This is a genomic window from Pseudomonas sp. ZY71 (assembly GCF_036542145.1).
Lineage (GTDB): Bacteria > Pseudomonadota > Gammaproteobacteria > Pseudomonadales > Pseudomonadaceae > Aquipseudomonas > Aquipseudomonas koreensis_A.
Genome location: NZ_CP144274.1, coordinates 1549959 through 1569174, shown reverse-complemented (window position 1 = coordinate 1569174; position 19216 = coordinate 1549959). Strand labels below are relative to the sequence as shown.

The window sequence follows — 19216 nt, the reverse complement described above, 5'->3', positions numbered from 1 at the left end:
CAGCCGCAACCGCCGCTGTGAAGCCCGAAAACCTTGAAAGTCTGCTGAAAGGTTAGCGAAAGGTTAGCTGGTTACAGTCGGCCCACGGACAGTTCCGACTGCCGTCGCTGATGCCACACAGCGCAAAGAAAAACGCCTCGAAGCGTTTTCGACCAATAAGAACAATAAACGGAGTACACCCGCATGCCGTCCATGCAGCCTCAGGCGTCCACGCCTGTTCGCCCTTCCCGTTTCAGCCACACCGCCCTCGTCAGTGCCGCCGCTCTTGCCGGTTTTTCGCCGTTGAGTTTTGCCGACTTCATTGAAGACAGCAGCGCCACCTTCGAAACCCGCAACATGTATTTCAACCGCGACTTTCGCGATGGCACCAGCGCCCAGCAATCCAAGCGTGACGAATGGGCTCAGGGTTTCATGCTCAATCTGCAATCGGGTTACACCGACGGCACCGTGGGGTTCGGTGTCGATGCTTTAGGCATGCTCGGCGTCAAACTCGATTCAAGTCCGGACCGTACCGGCACAGGTCTGCTGCCAACCCACGATGATGGGCGCGCGGCGGATGAGTACTCGAAAGTCGGCCTGACCGGCAAAGTGAAAATCTCTGCCACCGAACTTAAAATCGGCAGCCTGATTCCTGAACTGCCGATCCTCAAACCCAACGACGGGCGCATCCTGCCGCAGACCTTTGAAGGGGGTTTGCTTACCTCCAAAGAGATCAAGAACCTGACCTTCACCGGCGGCCGTCTGGAGAAAGCCAAGGATCGCGACAGCACCGATTTCGAAGACATCGCCCTGAACAACAAGAACAGCCGTTTCGCTGGCACCGCTGCCGGCAAGCACTTTGATTTTGGCGGCGTGGATTACAAGTTCACCGACAAGATCACCGGCAGTTACCACTTCGCCCAACTCGACGAAGTCTACAACCAGCACTTCTTCGGCCTGGTCGCCTCGCGGCCGATGGGCCCGGGCACGTTTGCCACCGATCTGCGTTTTGCCGTCAGCGATGACCAAGGCGCGGCCCGTGGCGGCGAGATCGACAACCGCTCGCTCAACGGTCTGGTCAGCTACGCGCTGAGCGGGCACAAGTTCAGCGCCGGTTATCAGCACATGTCTGGCGACAGCGCTTTCCCTTACGTCGATGGCAGCGACCCGTATCTGGTCAACTTCGTGCAGATCAACGATTTCGCCGGTGCTGAAGAGCGCTCCTGGCAGGCTCGCTACGACTTCGACTTCGCCAAACTCGGCATCCCCGGTCTTAGCTTCATGAGTCGCTACTTGAGCGGTGACAACATCAAGCTCAAGAACGGTGAAGAAGGCAAAGAGTGGGAACGCAACACCGAGATCAAATATGTAGTACAAAGCGGCGCCTTGAAGGATGTCGCCGTGCGTTTGCGCAATGCCACTTACCGCTCCAACTACTCGGCTCGCGATGCAGACGAAGTGCGTTTGCTGGTGAGCTACAGCGTTGCCCTTTGGTAAATGCCCGTAAGTGAAAAACACGTCGAATAACAACAATGCCCGTGGAGAATCGAATGAACCTGTCACTGCGTAAAGTTGCACTGGCCGCCAGTTGCATCCTGTTTGCCGGCCAACTGATGGCTGAACCGAAACGTCCGGAATGTATCGCCCCGGCCTCCCCCGGCGGTGGTTTCGACCTGACCTGCAAACTGGTGCAGAGCGCACTGGTCAATCAGAAACTGCTGAGCAAACCGATGCGTGTGACCTACATGCCCGGCGGTGTCGGCGCGGTGGCCTACAACGCCGTGGTCGCGCAACGTCCGGCCGATGCCGGCACGCTGGTGGCGTGGTCAAGCGGTTCGCTGTTGAACCTGGCCCAGGGCAAGTTCGGTCGCTTCGATGAGACCAACGTGCGTTGGCTGGCAGCGGTCGGCACCAGCTACGGTGCCATCGCGGTGAAAAGCGATTCGCCCTACAAGACCCTCGACGATCTCGTTCAGGCTCTGAAGAAAGACCCAAGCTCGGTGGTGATCGGTTCCGGCGGCACCGTTGGCAGCCAGGACTGGATGCAAACCGCACTGATCGCCAAGGCTGCCGGAATCAACCCGCGTGACCTGCGTTACGTTGCGCTTGAAGGCGGCGGCGAAATCGCCACCGCCCTGCTCGGCGGTCACATCCAGGTCGGCAGTACCGACATCTCCGACTCCATGCCGCACATCCAGAGCGGTGACATGCGTCTGCTCGCAGTGTTCGCCGACAAGCGTCTCGATGAGCCGGAAATGAAAGACATCCCGACCGCTCGCGAGCAAGGCTACGACATCGTATGGCCGGTGGTGCGCGGCTTCTACCTGGGGCCAAAAGTCAGCGACGAAGACTACGCCTGGTGGAAAGACTCGTTCGACAAACTGCTGGCCTCCGATGAGTTCGCCAAGCTGCGCGATCAGCGTGAACTGTTCCCGTTCGCCATGACTGGCCCGGAACTCGACACCTACGTGAAGAAACAGGTAGCGGACTACAAAGTGCTGGCCAAAGAGTTCGGCCTGATCCAGTAACCGTCCCTGCATCCCACGGCCATGTCCCTCGTCAGGGGCATGGCCCAGGAGTTTGTCATGTCCACACTTTTACAACGCATTTTTGCCTCGGTGTTGCTGCTGGTCTGCGTCGGCCTGGCACTGATGGCGTGGCCGTACCAAGCGGCTTTTTCCTACGAACCGGTCGGCCCGCGTGCCTTTCCGCTGTTGATGCTTGCCCTGATGGGCGCGGCACTGCTGTACATGGTGTTCCGTCCGGCAGCGATCAAGCACAGTGATGACGAGCCGCCGCTGGACCGCGAAACCCTGACCAAGATCGGCATCTGCGTGGTGCTGTTGCTGGTGTTCGCCGGCACGTTCGAACCCCTTGGTTTCATCGTCGCCAGCATTATCACCGGCGTGCCGATGGCTCGCCTCTACGGTGGCCGCTGGCTGCCGAGCGTGGTGATCATCAGCCTGATGGCCATCGGTCTTTACCTGCTGTTCGACCGTGTGATGGACGTTCCGCTGCCTCTCGGCCTGCTCAGCGTTCTGGAGAACTGATATGGATACTCTTGGCTATTTGGGTCAGGGTTTCGGCGTCGCGCTGAGCCCGTACAACCTGGTGACCGCGCTGTGCGGCACACTGATCGGCACCGTGGTCGGCCTGCTGCCGGGCCTGGGCCCGATCAACGGTGTGGCATTGCTGATCCCGATCGCATTCGCCCTCGGCCTGCCACCGGAGTCGGCGTTGATTCTGCTGGCAGCGGTGTATCTGGGTTGCGAATACGGCGGCCGGATCAGCTCGATCCTGCTGAACATTCCGGGCGAAGCCTCCACCGTGATGACCACCCTCGACGGTTACCCGATGGCCCGCAAAGGCCTCGCCGGTGTGGCGCTGTCGTTGTCGGCGTGGAGTTCGTTTATCGGTGCGTTCATCGCCACTTGCGGCATGGTGCTGTTCGCGCCGCTGCTGGCGAAATGGGCGATTGCCTTCGGCCCGGCGGAATACTTCGTGTTGATGGTGTTCGCGATTGTCTGTCTCGGCGGCATGGCCGGTGATCGACCGTTGAAAACCTTCATCGCGGCATTGATCGGCCTGTTCCTGTCGACCGTCGGCATCGATGCCAACAGCGGTGTTTATCGCTTCACCGGCGACAATATTCACCTCACCGACGGTATTCAATTCGTCGTGCTGGTACTGGGTCTGTTCTCCATCAGCGAAATCCTGCTGCTGCTGGAAAAAACCCACCATGGCCAGGAAGCGGTAAAAGCCACCGGCCGGATGATGTTCAACTTCAAGGAAGCGGCCTCGGTATTCGTGGTCAACGTCCGTTGCGGCGTGCTGGGCTTCATCATGGGCGTGTTGCCGGGTGCCGGCGCGACCCTCGCCAGCGCCGTGGCCTACATGACCGAGAAGCGCATCGCCGGTGCCAGCGGCAAATTCGGTGAAGGTGACCCTCGTGGCCTCGCCGCGCCGGAAACCGCCATCGGCGGCGCAGCCTGCGGCGCACTGGTGCCGATGCTGACCCTTGGTGTACCGGGTTCGGGCACCACCGCGGTGATGATTGGCGCGCTGTCGCTGTACAACATCACGCCGGGCCCGCTGCTGTTCCAGCAACAGCCCGACATCGTCTGGGGCCTGATCGCCTCGTTGTTCATCGCCAACGTCATGCTGGTGATCCTCAACATCCCGATGATCCGCATCTTCACCCGCATCCTCGCCGTGCCGAACTGGGCGCTGGTGCCGGTCATTGCGATCATTACCGGGATCGGCGTTTACGCGGTGCACGCCACTACGTTCGACCTGTTCCTGATGATCGGCATCGGCATCTTCGGTTACATCCTGCGCAAGCTGGACTTCCCGTTGTCGCCGCTGCTGCTGGGCTTCATCCTCGGCGGTCTGATGGAGCAGAACCTGCGTCGCGCTCTGTCGATCTCCAACGGTGCGCTGGAAATCCTCTGGTCGAGCCCGATCACCTTCGGGGTCTGGGTACTGACGGCGATCATGCTGCTGATGCCGATCATCCGCATCTGGCGCAAACGTTCGGCCGCGCAACGCGCCATTGCCGATGTTTGATCGCGCCTCACTGAAATCCTGGTGGGGAACCCCGCTGGTCGGTCTGCTCGGCGGTTACCTCGCCAGCCAGATCGGCTGGCCACTGCCGTGGATGGTCGGCTCGTTGCTGGCGATCATCCTCGTGCGCTGCCTGACCCCGTGGCAACTCACGGAAATCCCTGGCGGCCGCAAGTGCGGCCAGTGGATTGTCGGCATCGGCATCGGCCTGCACTTCACCCCGGTGGTGATGGAGCAGGTGCTCAGTCATTTTGGTTTGATCTTCTTTGGTGCGCTGGTCACCAGCCTGTCGGCAGTGGTCGGCGTGTGGTTGATGCGCCGCACCGGTGAGGATCGCGCCACCGCATTTTTCTCGAGCATGCCCGGCGGTTCCGGGGAGATGGTCAACCTCGGCGCGCGTAACGGCGCGATGCTCAGCCACGTTGCGGCGGGGCAGAGTTTGCGGGTGTTGGTGGTGGTGCTGTGTGTGCCAGCGGCTTTCAAGTATTTGCTTGGCGATGGCAACCCGATTGCTCATGCGGGCAGCGTCGATTGGCGCTGGCTGGCGATTCTGTTTCCGGCGGGCGGTTTGCTTGCGTGGCTCTGGCAGCGTTTGCGCCAACCCAATCCATGGCTGTTCGGGCCGTTACTGGTGAGTGCGGCGGTGAGTATTGGCTGGGATCTGCACATTGGTTTGCCCAACGGCGGCAGTCAGATTGGCCAGTGGCTGATTGGCAGTGGTTTGGGTTGTCACTTCAACCGGCAGTTCTTCCGCCGCGCGCCCTCCTTTATGGGGCGGACGTTGATTGGCACGGCGCTGACCATGTTGATCGCGACGTTGGCGGCGTTGGGCTTGAGTGCGCTGACCCATCTGGATCTGCGGTCGCTGACGTTGGGCATGATGCCCGGCGGCATCGCCGAAATGAGCCTGACGGCGGAGACGCTGCAATTGTCGGTGCCGCTGGTGACGGCGATGCAGGTGATGCGGCTGTTGTTTGTGCTGTTTCTCGCGGAGCCGTTGTTCAAGTACTGGAATCGTAATCCCGAGTAAGTCTGGAAGACCGAGTTGCCTTCTTCGCGAGCAAGCTCGCTCCCACACTGGTCATGTGAACGCCGCAAAACCAATGTGGGAGCGAGCTTGCTCGCGAAGGGGCCCGCTCAGCCAACCGATCAGATCGGTGGCAGGCGCCACTCGATCGGCGTCTCGCCATTCTGCTCGAGAAACTTGTTGGTTCGGCCAAAGTGCCCGCAACCCAAGAACCCGCGATACGCCGACAACGGCGACGGATGCACCGACGTCAGCACCAGATGCTTGGTCGCGTCGATCAGCTTCTGCTTGCTCTGCGCATGGGCGCCCCAGAGCATGAACACCAGATGCGGCTGGCGCTCGCTGACCAACTCAATGATCCGATCGGTAAAAAACTGCCAGCCCTTGTCCTTGTGCGCATTGGCGTTGGCGCGCTCGACGGTCATGGTGGTGTTGATCATCAACACGCCCTGATCGGCCCAGCTCTGCAGATAGCCGTGATTGGGAATGTCGATGTTCAGGTCGCGCTTCAACTCTTTATAGATGTTAACCAGCGACGGCGGTGCCGGCACTCCCGGCTGCACCGAAAAGCACAAACCGTGGGCCTGCCCCGGGCCGTGATACGGGTCCTGGCCGAGGATCACCACCTTCACTTTATCCAGCGGCGTGGAGTTCAAGGCATTGAAAATCATCGGTCCCGGCGGATAGATTTCCTTGCCGGCCGCCCGCTCCTGCTGCAGAAAATTGCGCAACTCTGTCATGTAGGGCTGGTCGAACTCAGCACGCAGTGCCTCCTTCCAGCTCGGTTCGAGTTTGATACGGTCGTCAGCAGTCATGGTCATACCCGGCAAAAACAATGGGGCGAACCCTAGGAAAGCCGACCACGCTTGTCAATTGATCTGACGCAGATCCGGCACTTTCCCACACAACGATCATACTGATCGTTCAAATTCCCGATCGAGGTCACGATGAATCTGCACTTCGAAGAACTCACCGGCACCGACGGCGCCCGCATCGGTATCGCCAGCCTGGATGCTGAAAAGTCGCTGAATGCGCTGTCCCTGCCGATGATCAACGCCCTCAGCGACAAGCTGAACGCCTGGGCCAAGGATCCGCAAATCGTCTGCGTGCTGCTGCGCGGCAACGGCGCCAAGGCCTTCTGCGCTGGCGGCGAGGTGCGCAGCCTGGTGGAAGCCTGTCGCGCTCACCCCGGCGAAGTACCACCGCTGGCCGCGCAGTTTTTCAGCGCGGAATATCGCCTGGATTACAGCCTGCACACCTATCCAAAACCGTTGATCTGCTGGGGCCATGGTTATGTGCTCGGCGGCGGCATGGGCTTATTGCAAGGCGCGAGTACGCGGATCGTCACGCCGAGCAGCCGCTTGGCGATGCCGGAAATTACCATCGGTCTGTATCCCGACGTCGGTGCCAGTTGGTTTCTCGCGCGGCTGCCGGGCAAGCTCGGTTTGTTCCTCGGACTGACCGGCGCACATATGAACGCTCGTGATGCAATCGATCTGGATCTGGCCGACCGCTTCCTGCTCGACGAACAGCAGCCACAATTGATCGAAGGCCTGTTGCAGCTGAATTGGCAGGAGCAGACCGACAGGCAGCTCAATAGCCTGCTCAAAGCGCTGCAACAGGAAGCCGTAGCGCAGATGCCCGAGGCGCAGTGGCTGCCGCGTCGTCAGCAGATCGATGAACTGCTCGACGTCAGCGACGTGGCCTGCGCCTGGAAGGCCATCAGCCTGCAACGCGACAGCAGCGATCCGTTGATCGCGCGGGCGGCGAAAACCATGAGCGAAGGCTCGCCGCTGACGGCACATCTGGTCTGGGAACAGATCATCCGTGCCCGGCATATGTCGCTGACCGAGGTCTTTCAGATGGAATACACCCTGAGCCTCAATTGCTGCCGGCATCCGGAGTTCAGCGAAGGGGTTCGCGCGCGGTTGATCGATAAGGATCAGAAGCCGCACTGGCACTGGCCGGACGTGAGCAACGTGCCGGATGCGGTGGTCGAGGCGCACTTTCACAAGGTTTGGGAGGGGCGGCATCCGTTGGCGGATTTGACGCAGTATTGAAGATTGATTGCCCGCGATGATTACCTCTTTGTCCCATCGCGGTTCCCTCAATCTGAAGTTATTGCGGTTACATGTTCAGTTCGTAGAACTGAATTATTTCGGCCAATGCGAGTTGCGACTCTTCGTTTTCTTTTACAAGAATATCCTCCACATCCCGCAATGGCGGAAGAGGATGCAGTCGTTCGGCAATTTGCATTGTGGTGTAGTCTTGAACTGTCTTTCCTTCACCGCTAACCCTTATGAACCCAATCGCGCTTTCGCCTCCAGAAAAATGATTAGCCACTCGAATCTTGGGGCCCACGCCATAACTGACCACTATGACAAGATCATCCTGATCGCGATGAAACCTTAATTGTTCAATAGGTAGATCCACACCAGAAAAATCGATTCCATCGATCCCACCCCCGGTATTGTTAATCAAGTCTCTTCCAAGACCATCGTATTTATAGAGATCGTTGCCAGCACCACCAGACAATGTGTCATTACCGGGACCCCCGAGCAGCACATCATCGTCGACACTCCCCATCAGCACATCATGTCCCTGCATACCTCTGATTTCACCTGCGCCGCTTAGCGTGTCATTACCGTGACTTCCCACCAGTGGGAGCGCTTGGCCATCTCTCATGGATTTGGCACTGGCCGCATTACCGACCAAGAGACCATTGTGATAAGTATCCGGGGCAGGACCCAGCTGACTGGAGCCAAACAGCTCTTTGAGAGTAACGCTTGATCCATCTGCAAACTTTACAACCTCGATACCGGAACCCTTAATATCTCCGGCATTGGGTAGAACAATGCGAACTTTCTGCGACCTACCCCATTTAATATCGAGTGTCGAATAGAGCATTTTCGCCCGAGGCGGATGGCGAAAGGCATCACGACGCGGATCAGGTGCCAACTCAACATTCACTGCTTCAATGAGTGTTGCGCCCCAACTGAGCTGCAAATTCTCCTGCGTCGCGTCCTCTGGAAGCACGACAGTATCTTGATCGACCAATCCATACTCGTCCTTCCATCCGGCAACACCTACTTCAGGTCGGAGAAAAACCGGATTCAGCACATCCGCGATAATGGTCGTTGCGCCAGCATGTGCCTGCACGATGTAAGTATCGGCACCGTTTTCACCGTACAGGTAATCATCCCCTGCGCCGCTCACTAAATAATCAGCGCCTTCAGAACCGAGCAGGGTATCGTTGCCTGCCCCGGCGGACAAAAAGGCACCCGGTATCCTGTCATTAACAGAGCCATAATTAAGTAGAAACCCAGAATAGGCGACGATCAGGTCATCGCCCGCACCACCCTGGAAAAGATTGCCGACTTCGACATTAACTCGCCCACCGACATCGTCGCCGCGGACAACTTTATGTTTGATCGTTTCAGTTGTGACATCCCTCCGAAATTCCCTGCGGACAGTTTCGCCCGCCGCGAAACTTTCAGCGGGATAGATGTACCACCCTTCAATAGCGCCAGAATCATTTCTATCCGCGACAATTGCGTCGCCGATTTTGAATGAAAAACCGCTGGCAGTGCCAGATCGAAAATAACGTGGTATCAGGGATGACGGCGCTGCTGTGCCCTCTTTCTTGACCTCTCGAAAACTGGATTGAGATGTAGAGTTTGTCTGTCTTTCGCTAAATACCGCATCGCCGGTGGCAGCCCCCATCCATTGAGGTGTTTCAGACAACGTACCCGTTTCGGTGCTTTCATTGATCACGTCAGTGTGGGTGATATATCCCGTATCGCTGGTGGTTATATGGTTCCGACCCCAAACACCTTGGTTATTCAAAGTAAAACCTGTTACATGCCTGCTTTTGGAGCGCTTTGCGTTAAGCTCTGTCAGAAATCTGTCTGCCCAGCCAACGTTATGATCAATGGCATTACTTCGTTCCTCACCAGGAACAACGATCACTGATTGAACCGGAACAGCAACCGGATCTTCGTCTGCAATGATGTACTTATCTTCTTCTTTGGCCAGCACTCCATCCCCAGCTGGCGGCTCGATGATCTCTACAGCTGGCAGCGTTTTTTTCATGACCTCTTGATAGCCGAGAATGACACCATCGCTAAACGTGAACGTTGAATTCTTCCATTCTTCATAATTCCTGATAAGGATGGCGTCCCCCTCACCATTGAACAGCCGCAATACCCGGCCTACGGAAACATCAATGATGTCGGCTTTCAAACTTTCCGCAGAGAACCCGGCACCGAACTTGATGACATTGCTACCACCTGAATCGGTGATAACGTCAAGACCATCACCCACCCCGAAATAGTAAACATCAGCGCCGTCATGGCCCTCCATCACGTCGTTACCGGCCCCGCCATCAAAAACGTTATTGCCTGAATCTCCACGAAGGTGGTCTACACCCTCCCCGCCCAACAAAGTGTCGTTGCCACCACCGCCCAGCAAGGTATCGTTGCCTGATCCACCGTCCAGATAATCTGCGCCGTGTTCAGCCTCCGCTGTCTGCTCGTAATCGCCGGATAAAATGTCATCATCAGCGCCGCCATAAAGCGTGTCGGCGCCCAAGCCTCCCAGAAGGGTATCGTTTCCTTCATCGCCTTGAAGGTAATCATTGTTGATTCCACCTGACTGCAGGTTGGACACATCGCCATCCATCGCGTCAGCTCCTGCCCCTCCGATCAGGGTATCGGAGCCACCCATTCCCTGAAGTGTGTCATCGCCCGCTCCGCCATCAAGTGAATCATTGCCGTGGTACCGAATCGGATGCTCAGCATTGTCCCCGGCCAGCGCGTCGTTACCTTCACCTCCGAACAGCAGATCATCCGCCCCGCCCCCCAAAAGTGTGTCGTCTCCCGCACCACCGTCCAGCAGGTCATTTCCAAAAAAGTGCGCGGCGTCACCGGCAACGCCGTTCAGTACATCGTCATCCCCGTGGAGAGTGTCATTGCCAGAGCCACCATAAATCGCATCGGCTCCACCGTTACCAGCGAGCCAATCATCGCCAATGCCACCGTCCAATACATCGTTGCCATGGTGTTTGCTTTGCAGTCCACCTCCCCAGTCGAGGTTATCTCCCATCATTGTGTCGTTACCACTTCCTCCAGCCAGCGTGTCATTCCCCCCTCCCCCAAAGAAGATCATCTTCAGTTCCGCCATCAAGCAGATCCTCACCCCATCCGCCATTGAGAACATCGCGACCGCCCTGACCGTAGAGAACATCGTTATCGCCCTGCGTCGAACTATTGAAGGAGGCCTTAGAAAAGACAGTTCGGTGACTGGTGACACCACCGTCTATAAGAACTTTGACGCGTGTGAATCCCCATTTCTGCTCCAGCGCGCCGGTCGTTTCATCCCCTGATAAAATGTCATCTCCCGCACCTCCAATCAGCGTATCCCGATCGTTACCGCCCAGAAGCACGTCCTGGGATGCCGTACCGATGAGCAAATCGTGGCCGGCGCCTCCGTCAAGCCAATCGCCTCGAGCGGCTTTGCCTTTAGAGGCGCCAGCGGCCATGGCCTTTTCGAGCGTCGTCTGTTTATCCCCAAACAACTGATCGTTTCCGTCCTTGCCGAACAATCGGTCTGATCCACCAAGTCCGAGAATGACGTCGTCTTTTGCAGAGCCGTAGAGCACATCGGCCTTGTTTCTCTGTTTTACGTTGGCCAATAGCAAGGCGTTGCCCAACTCATCGTATGAGAACTGATCACCGGGAACATTGGGGTCGATATCTTTCGCTTTCCAGTCGCCCTGGAGAACCAGATCGGGAGCAGAGAACGTAGGGTCTTGGTGTTCAGGAAGTCGGATGCCAAGCATCCCGGGGCGGAAGTTCTTGATAACGACGAGATCGTTCAGGCCATATTTGATGTTGAGCGTGGGTTCATTGCGTTCTTCGATGAGGGTCAGGGTGATGGCCTGATCCTCGGTCGACCAGATATTGCTCAAAGGGGCGCGACGTTTGAGTGAAGGAATCGGCGCGCCGTTGATCCACAGCTGCCCATTGGCGTTGGCGTCGAAGATCTCATCAATGCCATCACCGCTGGAAAACTCATAGCGGTCGCTGCCTTCGCCACCGATCAAAGAGTCGTTACCCTTTCCTCCGAGCAAAACATCATCACCGGCCATTCCGTACAGCGCATCATTGCCGTCGCCTCCGGCAAGCAAGTCATTGCCGCGTCCACCCTCGATGACATCCTGACCTGCCAGTCCGTTGATCGTGTCATTGCCCGCGCCGCCATACAGATGATCAGTGTTCGTACCGCCCTCGAAAGACCGCGCGCCGTCATCGCCGAACATGACCAGCGGATTCAACACACCGGTCGTCATCGGCGCCTGTTTGGCTGAGGCGAGATCAGAGTAGGAGAACTTCTGCAGCGATTGTTTTCCAAACGAGCCCTGGGTTCGAGCAATCAACCGGGCCAACATCTGCGCACGATCGGCGAGCCATTGCGCGGTGATGAAACCTTCGCCGGTCAGCGGATCGTAGAGCTCCAGTCCGCGTCCGAGATAACCGTCATCGCGTTCAATGACGATTTCACTGAGCTGCTTCAGGGAATTGCGCAACGCCAGGCCGATGGGTGTCGACTCCCCAGCCAGTTTTGCCCATGAATTCGCGTTTCCGTATTCGCCTATTGATCGGGTGACGATGCTTTGGGATTGCTCTGGTGAAAATGCCGAGAAGAATGCGTAGGCGTTGGTGGCGAAGGTTTCATCGGTGGTAGGTGGCGCTTCTGAATCGCCGTCGTAGGTGCGCTTGAACATGTCCAGGAATTCGTTCTGGCCATAGCGCAATATCAGGTCGACCACGACGGAAACCGGCGTGCCTTGAACGACATGCTGAATCAGCGGATTGAGGCTGCCACTGGCGAGCGCGATATTGATTTGCTCTGGCACGACGGAAAGCAGACTTTGCAATGGGTTGACGCCGAAATTGCTGAGCGCCGCTCGCAGGCCGACACTGTATGAATCGATGGCGAACAGAATATTTTTATAGTCATCGAGCCTGTTGGCTTGTGCCTGAATTGGCGGGCCACCATCTTCCCCCTGCGAATCACCAGCAGAGATCAATCTCCAGGTTTCATAGGGCGGCGCTCCACCCAACAGGCTGAATCCGACTGTCCCTGACCAGCCGGCGTTATGGCTCACGGCTGTATCCTTCTCTCCGCAAGTCTCACTAAACAGTGCCTTGCCGATCGCACTGGCATCAATCTCTGCAATCTGGCTGATGGATGGGACCGTCTAGGGTGCCAGCCGACCCGCGAGGGATCCGTCGATCAAGGTATTGATAAAATTGGCGGCGACCTGATTGGATGACAGTTGCATCAGGTCTTCACTGAAGATTTTATTCAGTCTCAATTCGCCTTGGCGCGAGGTGTAGCCGCGAATCAGGGCGGAGTAGGCACCGTTTCCCCCGTTGGCATCAATGGCCACGGCAAGCCAGAGCCTGGCGCTTTCAAGAATTTTTCCAGCCTCCTCATTGACAGCGAAAACTTCAGAAATTCTTCCACCGATAATATCGAATAGCTTTTGATACAGGGGAGCGCAGTTAGCCCCTGTTAATTTCAGCGCAAGATATTCGATATCTTCAGAATCGAACTTCAGCCCCTTGCAAATATTTGCTGCATTTAAAATTTCTGATTTTTCCAGATCATTAAAAACATAACTCATCGTTACTTCCTTGTAATAACAGAGCGTGAAAGATAGCTACTGAGAAACTTAAGCATTTCAGGTGATTCGCGTAATGACGATAGACCGAGACTTACCCGACCGTGCCCTCCGGAAAAGTCAAAGCTGTGTAACTCCACGGTGCAAAAAAAATTCAAACTTCCAAAATCCAGGTTTTCCAATTCGGTCCTGCTGAGCTTTGCCAATTTCTCGTCAGTCAGTTCTTCCTCAGCAGCCGGGCGAATCAAGCCGTTACAGCTTATCAATCGAGGGGTGCCATCACGCCGCGGCCAGTCAGCAATGACAAACTTTCGAACGGAAGCCTCATTCTTGAAATGCGGCGGAGGTGCATTAAGCCAAATCTCCAGTCCCGGATAATTTTTTAGCTTCACAATCAACTCATCCGGCCAGTTGACGTGTCGATAGCCCCGTTCATGGGGCTCGGTAGTCTCTTTTATTGTATAAAGCCCGGCGGTCAATTTATAAAGACGCCAACTTTCAGGAATCGACTTCAGGCTCTGATCCTGGTACCGGCGCAAGCCCGTCCCGGTCCACCAGAAATGCCCCTTGAGCGTATTGGCAAGGCACGCTTTCTTATTCGACAATTCAGGCATGCCAACATAAAACTCAGGCACCAGAGTCTTATCCACATAGCTACCGCCCAGGATGGGCACCTGCTTCATGCTCGCCAGCTTCTTTTGACAGGCCTCCTGATCCGCGTAATAGATTGCCATCGCCTCGGCGACTTCCTCTTCACGGATATAAAAATCCACCACGCAATAACAGATATAAATAAAAAAGCCGTATTTCACGAACTTCTTAAACCATTTAACCAGTTGCTTACGCGACATCCGGAGCATTTCAAGTCTCCCTGTCAAACTGAAGAGCAGGCTGTTTCTTCAGATGCCCGAACGTCGCGTTTTCAAATACCTCAAAGTACTGTTTCGTGCCGCACTCCACATCAAATCTGTTCGCCGTCAACTTCGCAGCGTTGCGAAGGCAGTCGTACTCATCAACGGAATCAAGAACCCTGGCAATACGTTTGGCAATACCGTGATGATCGAAGAAATCCACCAGCAACCCATTGTGACCATCAACGATCACCTCCCTTACCGGAGCCGTATCCGACGCTACTACCACACACCCAGCCGCCATCGCCTCCAGTAACGACCACGACAAAACAAACGGATACGTCAAATAAACATGGACTTTCGAACATTCCAGAACTGCCCGGTAAGTCTGGTAAGGAAGCTTCCCTGTGAAATGCACCCTGGAGTCATCGAAACTTACCTCTGCCTCCATCCTGCTGCGCCAATTTGCATATCCAACCGGCTTACACCCGTAACTGACGTCATCACCGCCCACTATGATTATCTGTGCATCGGGACACTCAGCCTGAATATGCGGGATCGCTCGCATAAAACTATGAAACCCGCGATAAGGCTCAAGATTCCTCGCGACATAAGTAACGATCGGCTGCCCGGCTCTCAGCTCGATGCCATTGGGCAACCTGACTGCCCCAGCTTTCGCCAGGTAAGAACTTTGAATGACGCCCTCGTGAATAACCCGAATGGCCGACCGATAAGCTGCAGGAAACAGGCTGCGCTGCCACCGCGTAGGCGCGATGGCAATGTCACATTGTTCGAGATTCAAAAGATGCAGCGAATTGAGTATTCGCAGCCTTGATGACTCCCTTGGGGCTCGCGGGAATTCAGGGTCGAACCCGGAATCCGCGCCCTGCGCTCGATAGTAATATTCGCAATAGTGAATAAGCGGCGTCTCAGGATAGACATCCTTGACGAAGAGCGTTTCCCCCCATCCGGGATGAGCGAGAATCACGTCCGGCCGATAACCCGAATGTTTCAGCCGGCTCAGAATTTCAAAAACCTTCTGTCCATCAGTCACCGCTTGTTCGTAACGGGTCAGATAGGGGTGAATATCGCCTGGTGCTCTACTGGCAGCGCGGTATCGATAAATTTTCACCTCTGCGATACCCGGCGCCGTATCCCGACCTATCGCCAAAACCTCATAACGCCTGTCAATCGCTGCCAGCACCACGTGACGGAACTGGCCCGGAAAATTTTGGTGAATCACAAGAAGCTTCATAGCGGCATCGTCCGTTTATTCGCCGCTATTGAACTGAGTTTTGCTCACCTCGATCGGCAGGAACAAACGCTAACAAATGCAAGGAAATGAAACTGTAGGAAGCGTCTGGGAATGTCCTAGGAGATGGCTAACGGGACGACTTTTCGACGGGCATAAAAAAGCGGCGCTAATTGCGCCGCTTTCATTTGCGTGGATTTACCAGCGGTTGCCACGTCCATTGTGGTCACCGCGCCCGCTGTGGCGATCATAGTTGCCACGACCGCGGTGGTCGTTGTCCCAACCGCCGCGACGGTGGCCATCCCAGCGTCCGCGATCGTTGTCGTGCCAGCGACGGCTTTCGTAATAGCGCGGGGCCGGTTGATAGTAACGCGGCGCCGATTGGTAATAGCGCGGTTGCTGGTAATACCGCGGGGCTGGCTGGTAGTAGCGTGGCTGCGCGTAATACGTGCTGCCACCGTTGTAATACGTGCCGCCCGTGTTGTAGTAGGCCGGTGCGGGTGATGTGTAGACCTCTGAGCTGTAATACGAGTCCGCGTAGGAGTACGGGACGCAACCGGCAACGGAAAACATCAACGCAGCAAGTAGAAGAATTCGTCTATACATGGCGGCCTCCTGGACCGCGGGTTGGCCACACCAGCGACGCTGGCAGGCGACAGTCATTTAATCGGTGACTGTCGAAAAATCAGACAGCGTTTTCGGCATCTGGTGCGTTCCTGCAACAAGTTGAAACAAGTGATTGATGAAATCCTGTTCATTTGGAAAACGCTGTCATTCAGCCGCTGATTAATGGTGGCCACCGTGATATCCGCCGCCGTGATAACCCCGTCCGTAACCGCCTCGATAGCCGTAGCCACCATGGTAATAACGCGCACCGCCGTAATAGCGCGGACCGTAATATCCGCCGTAGTAATAGGGTGAGTAATAGCCGGGAGAGTAGTAGGTGGCGGGATAAGCATCGTAGGGACCGGCGTAGTAGTAACAGCCGGAAATACCGAAAACCAGAACTGCACCGAGCAACACTTTGTGAACACGCATGGCGGCCTCCTGAAAGACCCACGGCCGCAACGGAACAGAGCAGCCGACACACGTTTGACTGGCGCGAATCAATCAAGTGCCAAGTCCCGCTTGGCTTCAGATCAGCGGTGTTCAGCCCATCGCAAAACCTTGCAGGAGTGAGCCTGCTCGCGATGACGGTGTATCAGCCACATCTTCACTGAATGTCACACTGCAATCGCGAGCAGGCTCACTCCTACAAGGTTGGCTTTGCGTCAGGAACGATCATTCGCGCCGCACATGGTGCAGTTATTTCCAGGCAGTGCCACTAGAATGCATGCCATCGGGCCACTGCCAACGGAACCGCCATGCCGCTTCGTTCTCCCCTGTACTCGCAACGCTCACTGGTCCTGACGCTGATCGCCCTGCTCGGCGCCGGGTTTCTCGCCACGTCGTTGCTCAGCTACTACGCCTCCCGCGCGTCGATCCGCGACAACATCGTCAACACCGAACTGCCGCTGACATCCGACACGGTCTACTCGGAAATCCAGAAAGACCTCGTCAGACCGATCCTGATTTCCTCGATGATGTCCCGCGACACCTTCATGCGCGACTGGGTGGTCAATGGCGAGCAGAATCCCGAGCAGATGACCCGCTACCTCGACGAAGTCATGACCCATTACGGCGCCTACACGGCGTTCTTCGTCTCCAACGCCAGCCACACCTACTACCACGCCAAAGGCGTGCTCAAGCAGGTCAAGGTCGACGAACCGCGCGACGCCTGGTACTTCCGCGTGCGTGACATGAAGGATCCGTACGAAATCAACGTCGATCCGGATCTGGCCAACAAGGACAACCTGACCTTCTTCATCAACTACAAGGTGTACGACTACCACAACCGCTTCATCGGTGCGGCAGGCGTCGGTCTGACCGTGGACGCGGTGATCAAGCTGATCGACAAGTATCAACAGCGCTATCAACGCAGCGTGTATTTCGTCGACACCTTCGGTCGACTGGTATTGACCGGCGCCGAGGGCGGTCCGGAAGGCGCGCACATCGGCAAGAGTCTCGGCGAACTCGAGAGCATGAAGAGTCTGGTCAGCCAGTTGCCGAAGCCGCACAGCGGCAGCTACGAATATTCCGCCCACGGTCAGGGGCATTTCCTCAACGTGCGGTTTATCCCGGAGCTGAACTGGTACCTGTTTGTCGATAAACGCGAAGACGGCGCGCTGAGTGAAATCCGTCAGTCGCTGTACCTGAATCTGCTGATCTGCCTGCTGGTGACGCTGATTGTGCTGGCGTTGCTCAACCGCGTAATCAAACGCTACCAAAGCAAAATCCAGGCGCAGGCCATTCTCGACAGCCTCACCGAACTGCCCAATCGCCGAGGCTTCGACATTCTCGCCGCACAGGCCCTGCACGAAGCGCAACGCGAAACCAAACCGCTAACGGCGTTGCTGCTCGACCTCGATCACTTCAAAGTGTTGAACGACACTTACGGGCACATGGCCGGCGATCAGGTGTTGATCGGTTTTGCTCGCGACCTGCAAAGTTGCCTGCGCCACGCCGACATTGTCTGTCGCTGGGGCGGAGAGGAATTTATCGTGTTGCTGAAGGACACCGACGGCGACACCGGTCAGAAAATTGCCGAAAAGATCCGCCAACACGTCGAACAGCACGAATATGCCTACGACGGCCACCGCCTCCATCTGACGGTGAGCATCGGCGCCACCACCCTGCAACGCGATGACACCTTGCACAGCCTGCTGTCGCGGGCCGATCATGCGATGTACCGAGCCAAACAAACCGGCCGCAACCGCACCTGCGTGGAAATGCCTCACTCGACTTATGCCTGATTCCGACGTTAAACCCGACCATTGCCCGGCCTGCGGCGCCCGCAACGACTGCAGCCTCGCCGACCCGCGCACCGCCGACCGCGAATGCTGGTGCTATGGCGTGAGCATCGATCCGGCCGTGCTTGAAGCGCTGCCGCCAGAACTTCGCGACCAATCCTGCCTGTGCCCGCGCTGCGCGCAGGTCGAGGCGCAACTGCAAGCGGCCAAGCGGCCGATCCCGTAAGATGCGCGGCCCTTCATTCATCGAACACTGAACATGCGCGTTGACCGTTTCCTCAGCAAGCTGCCCCGCTACAACCGTCAGCAGGTTCGCCTGTTGCTGGTGGAAAAGCGCGTGCGGATTGACGGAAAAGTCGTCAGCGATCCGCACAGCGAAGTGCTGGAATTCAGCCGTGTCGAAGTCGATGACGAAATCCTGCAAAGCGGCAAAGCGGCGCGCTACTTCATGCTGCACAAGCCGCCGGGCTGCGTCAGCGCCACCCGCGATCCGCAGCATCCGACGGTGCTCGACCTGATCGATGAACCGGACAAGGACGACCTGCACATCGCCGGGCGCCTGGACTTCAACACCACTGGCCTGATGCTGATCACCAACGACGGCGCGTGGTCGCGACGCCTGACCCAGCCGCAGACCAAATTGCCGAAGGTCTATTACGTCGAGACCGAGCAAGAGATTGGCGCGCAATATGCGAGCACTTTTGCCGAGGGGATCTATTTCGCCTTCGAAGACCTGACCACGCAGCCGGCGCAACTGGAGCTGCTCGGGCCACGGTCGGCGCGGTTGAGCATCGTCGAGGGGCGCTACCATCAGGTGAAGCGCATGTTTGGTTTCTTCAACAACAAAGTCCTGCGTCTGCACCGCGAATCGATGGGCCCGCTGCTGCTCGATAACGCGCTAAAACCGGGCGAGTACCGCGCTTTGCGCACCGAAGAGATCCATTTGTTCTAAGCCGGCGACCGCTCAGCAGAAGTTGTCGAACAATTTACCAACGGCACTTGCGCGAT

The 19216-nt window shown here is 56.8% G+C and carries 14 protein-coding genes and 1 pseudogene; 9 read left to right on the top strand and 6 right to left on the bottom strand.

Translation table 11 applies throughout. From position 1 onward, the window contains the following. Positions 1-183 precede the first annotated feature (183 nt). The 5 genes from VY732_RS06910 to VY732_RS06890 are packed head-to-tail and all read left to right on the top strand — an operon-like array spanning position 184 to position 5572. Positions 184-1476, top strand: coding sequence for an OprD family porin (locus tag VY732_RS06910; RefSeq protein WP_007911430.1), 1293 nt, complete (start codon positions 184-186; stop codon positions 1474-1476). A gap of 53 nt (positions 1477-1529) precedes the next feature. After that, positions 1530-2507, top strand: coding sequence for a Bug family tripartite tricarboxylate transporter substrate binding protein (locus VY732_RS06905; RefSeq protein ID WP_034153137.1), 978 nt, complete (start codon positions 1530-1532; stop codon positions 2505-2507). A gap of 57 nt (positions 2508-2564) precedes the next feature. Further along, the gene (locus VY732_RS06900) at positions 2565-3029 is read left to right on the top strand and encodes a tripartite tricarboxylate transporter TctB family protein (RefSeq protein WP_123594780.1); all 465 of its coding nucleotides are present in this window, start codon (positions 2565-2567) and stop codon (positions 3027-3029) included. Position 3030: 1 nt separating this feature from the next. Then, positions 3031-4545, top strand: a complete 1515-nt coding sequence (locus VY732_RS06895; RefSeq protein ID WP_123594781.1) for a tripartite tricarboxylate transporter permease — start codon at positions 3031-3033, stop codon at positions 4543-4545. Then, positions 4538-5572, top strand: coding sequence for an AbrB family transcriptional regulator (locus VY732_RS06890; protein WP_331695041.1), 1035 nt, complete (start codon positions 4538-4540; stop codon positions 5570-5572). Before VY732_RS06895 ends, VY732_RS06890 begins: the two co-directional genes overlap by 8 nt. 119 nt (positions 5573-5691) lie before the next feature. On the opposite strand, the gene ung is transcribed toward VY732_RS06890, so the two are convergent. Beyond that, positions 5692-6384 (bottom strand): uracil-DNA glycosylase, encoded by a 693-nt coding sequence (gene ung, locus VY732_RS06885; protein ID WP_331695040.1) that lies wholly within the window; start codon positions 6382-6384, stop codon positions 5692-5694. Positions 6385-6516: 132 nt separating this feature from the next. On the opposite strand from ung, the gene VY732_RS06880 reads away from it, so the two are divergent. Then, positions 6517-7629, top strand: coding sequence for an enoyl-CoA hydratase/isomerase family protein (locus VY732_RS06880; protein ID WP_212622773.1), 1113 nt, complete (start codon positions 6517-6519; stop codon positions 7627-7629). Positions 7630-7696: 67 nt separating this feature from the next. On the opposite strand, the pseudogene VY732_RS29925 reads toward VY732_RS06880, so the two are convergent. The 5 genes and pseudogenes from VY732_RS29925 to VY732_RS06845 all read right to left on the bottom strand — a co-directional run bounded on the left by VY732_RS29925 (position 7697) and on the right by VY732_RS06845 (position 16397). After that, positions 7697-13259, bottom strand: a pseudogene (locus tag VY732_RS29925) (calcium-binding protein). 2 nt (positions 13260-13261) lie between these two features. Further along, a complete protein-coding gene (locus VY732_RS06860; protein ID WP_331695036.1) occupies positions 13262-14116 on the bottom strand; it encodes a hypothetical protein in 855 nt (284 codons plus the stop codon). 1 nt (position 14117) lies between these two features. Further along, positions 14118-15362: a glycosyltransferase family 4 protein gene (locus tag VY732_RS06855; RefSeq protein ID WP_116028852.1), complete on the bottom strand. Its 1245-nt coding sequence runs from the start codon at positions 15360-15362 to the stop codon at positions 14118-14120. A 195-nt stretch (positions 15363-15557) separates the two neighbouring features. Further along, positions 15558-15965 carry a hypothetical protein gene (locus VY732_RS06850; RefSeq protein WP_034153134.1) on the bottom strand — a complete coding sequence of 136 codons (408 nt, stop codon included), beginning with the start codon at positions 15963-15965 and terminating at the stop codon, positions 15558-15560. A gap of 180 nt (positions 15966-16145) precedes the next feature. Then, on the bottom strand, positions 16146-16397 hold the full coding sequence (locus VY732_RS06845) for a hypothetical protein (RefSeq protein ID WP_137218092.1): 252 nt from the start codon (positions 16395-16397) through the stop codon (positions 16146-16148). 326 nt (positions 16398-16723) lie between these two features. Between VY732_RS06845 and VY732_RS06840 the strand changes: the two genes are divergently transcribed. Genes VY732_RS06840 through VY732_RS06830 form a run of 3 tightly spaced genes read left to right on the top strand, consistent with a single transcriptional unit; the run spans position 16724 to position 19160 of the window. Then, the gene (locus VY732_RS06840) at positions 16724-18211 is read left to right on the top strand and encodes a sensor domain-containing diguanylate cyclase (protein ID WP_212622777.1); all 1488 of its coding nucleotides are present in this window, start codon (positions 16724-16726) and stop codon (positions 18209-18211) included. Then, positions 18204-18434, top strand: coding sequence for a cysteine-rich CWC family protein (locus tag VY732_RS06835; protein WP_123452375.1), 231 nt, complete (start codon positions 18204-18206; stop codon positions 18432-18434). The genes VY732_RS06840 and VY732_RS06835 overlap by 8 nt, the downstream gene beginning before the upstream one ends. Positions 18435-18467: 33 nt before the next feature. After that, a complete protein-coding gene (locus VY732_RS06830) occupies positions 18468-19160 on the top strand; it encodes a pseudouridine synthase (protein WP_331695033.1) in 693 nt (230 codons plus the stop codon). Positions 19161-19216: the final 56 nt, after the last annotated feature.

Bases quoted from the DNA above. Each gene is read 5' to 3' on its own strand.
- VY732_RS06895 (WP_123594781.1), top strand. From the start codon at position 3,031: ATGGATACTCTTGGCTATTTGGGTCAGGGTTTCGGCGTCGCGCTGAGC.
- ung (WP_331695040.1), bottom strand. From the start codon at position 6,384: ATGACTGCTGACGACCGTATCAAACTCGAACCGAGCTGGAAGGAGGCA.
- VY732_RS06850 (WP_034153134.1), bottom strand. From the start codon at position 15,965: ATGTATAGACGAATTCTTCTACTTGCTGCGTTGATGTTTTCCGTTGCC.
- VY732_RS06855 (WP_116028852.1), bottom strand. From the start codon at position 15,362: ATGAAGCTTCTTGTGATTCACCAAAATTTTCCGGGCCAGTTCCGTCAC.
- VY732_RS06835 (WP_123452375.1), top strand. From the start codon at position 18,204: ATGCCTGATTCCGACGTTAAACCCGACCATTGCCCGGCCTGCGGCGCC.
- VY732_RS06840 (WP_212622777.1), top strand. From the start codon at position 16,724: ATGCCGCTTCGTTCTCCCCTGTACTCGCAACGCTCACTGGTCCTGACG.
- VY732_RS06905 (WP_034153137.1), top strand. From the start codon at position 1,530: ATGAACCTGTCACTGCGTAAAGTTGCACTGGCCGCCAGTTGCATCCTG.
- VY732_RS06910 (WP_007911430.1), top strand. From the start codon at position 184: ATGCCGTCCATGCAGCCTCAGGCGTCCACGCCTGTTCGCCCTTCCCGT.
- VY732_RS06890 (WP_331695041.1), top strand. From the start codon at position 4,538: ATGTTTGATCGCGCCTCACTGAAATCCTGGTGGGGAACCCCGCTGGTC.
- VY732_RS06900 (WP_123594780.1), top strand. From the start codon at position 2,565: ATGTCCACACTTTTACAACGCATTTTTGCCTCGGTGTTGCTGCTGGTC.
- VY732_RS06880 (WP_212622773.1), top strand. From the start codon at position 6,517: ATGAATCTGCACTTCGAAGAACTCACCGGCACCGACGGCGCCCGCATC.
- VY732_RS06830 (WP_331695033.1), top strand. From the start codon at position 18,468: ATGCGCGTTGACCGTTTCCTCAGCAAGCTGCCCCGCTACAACCGTCAG.
- VY732_RS06845 (WP_137218092.1), bottom strand. From the start codon at position 16,397: ATGCGTGTTCACAAAGTGTTGCTCGGTGCAGTTCTGGTTTTCGGTATT.
- VY732_RS06860 (WP_331695036.1), bottom strand. From the start codon at position 14,116: ATGCTCCGGATGTCGCGTAAGCAACTGGTTAAATGGTTTAAGAAGTTC.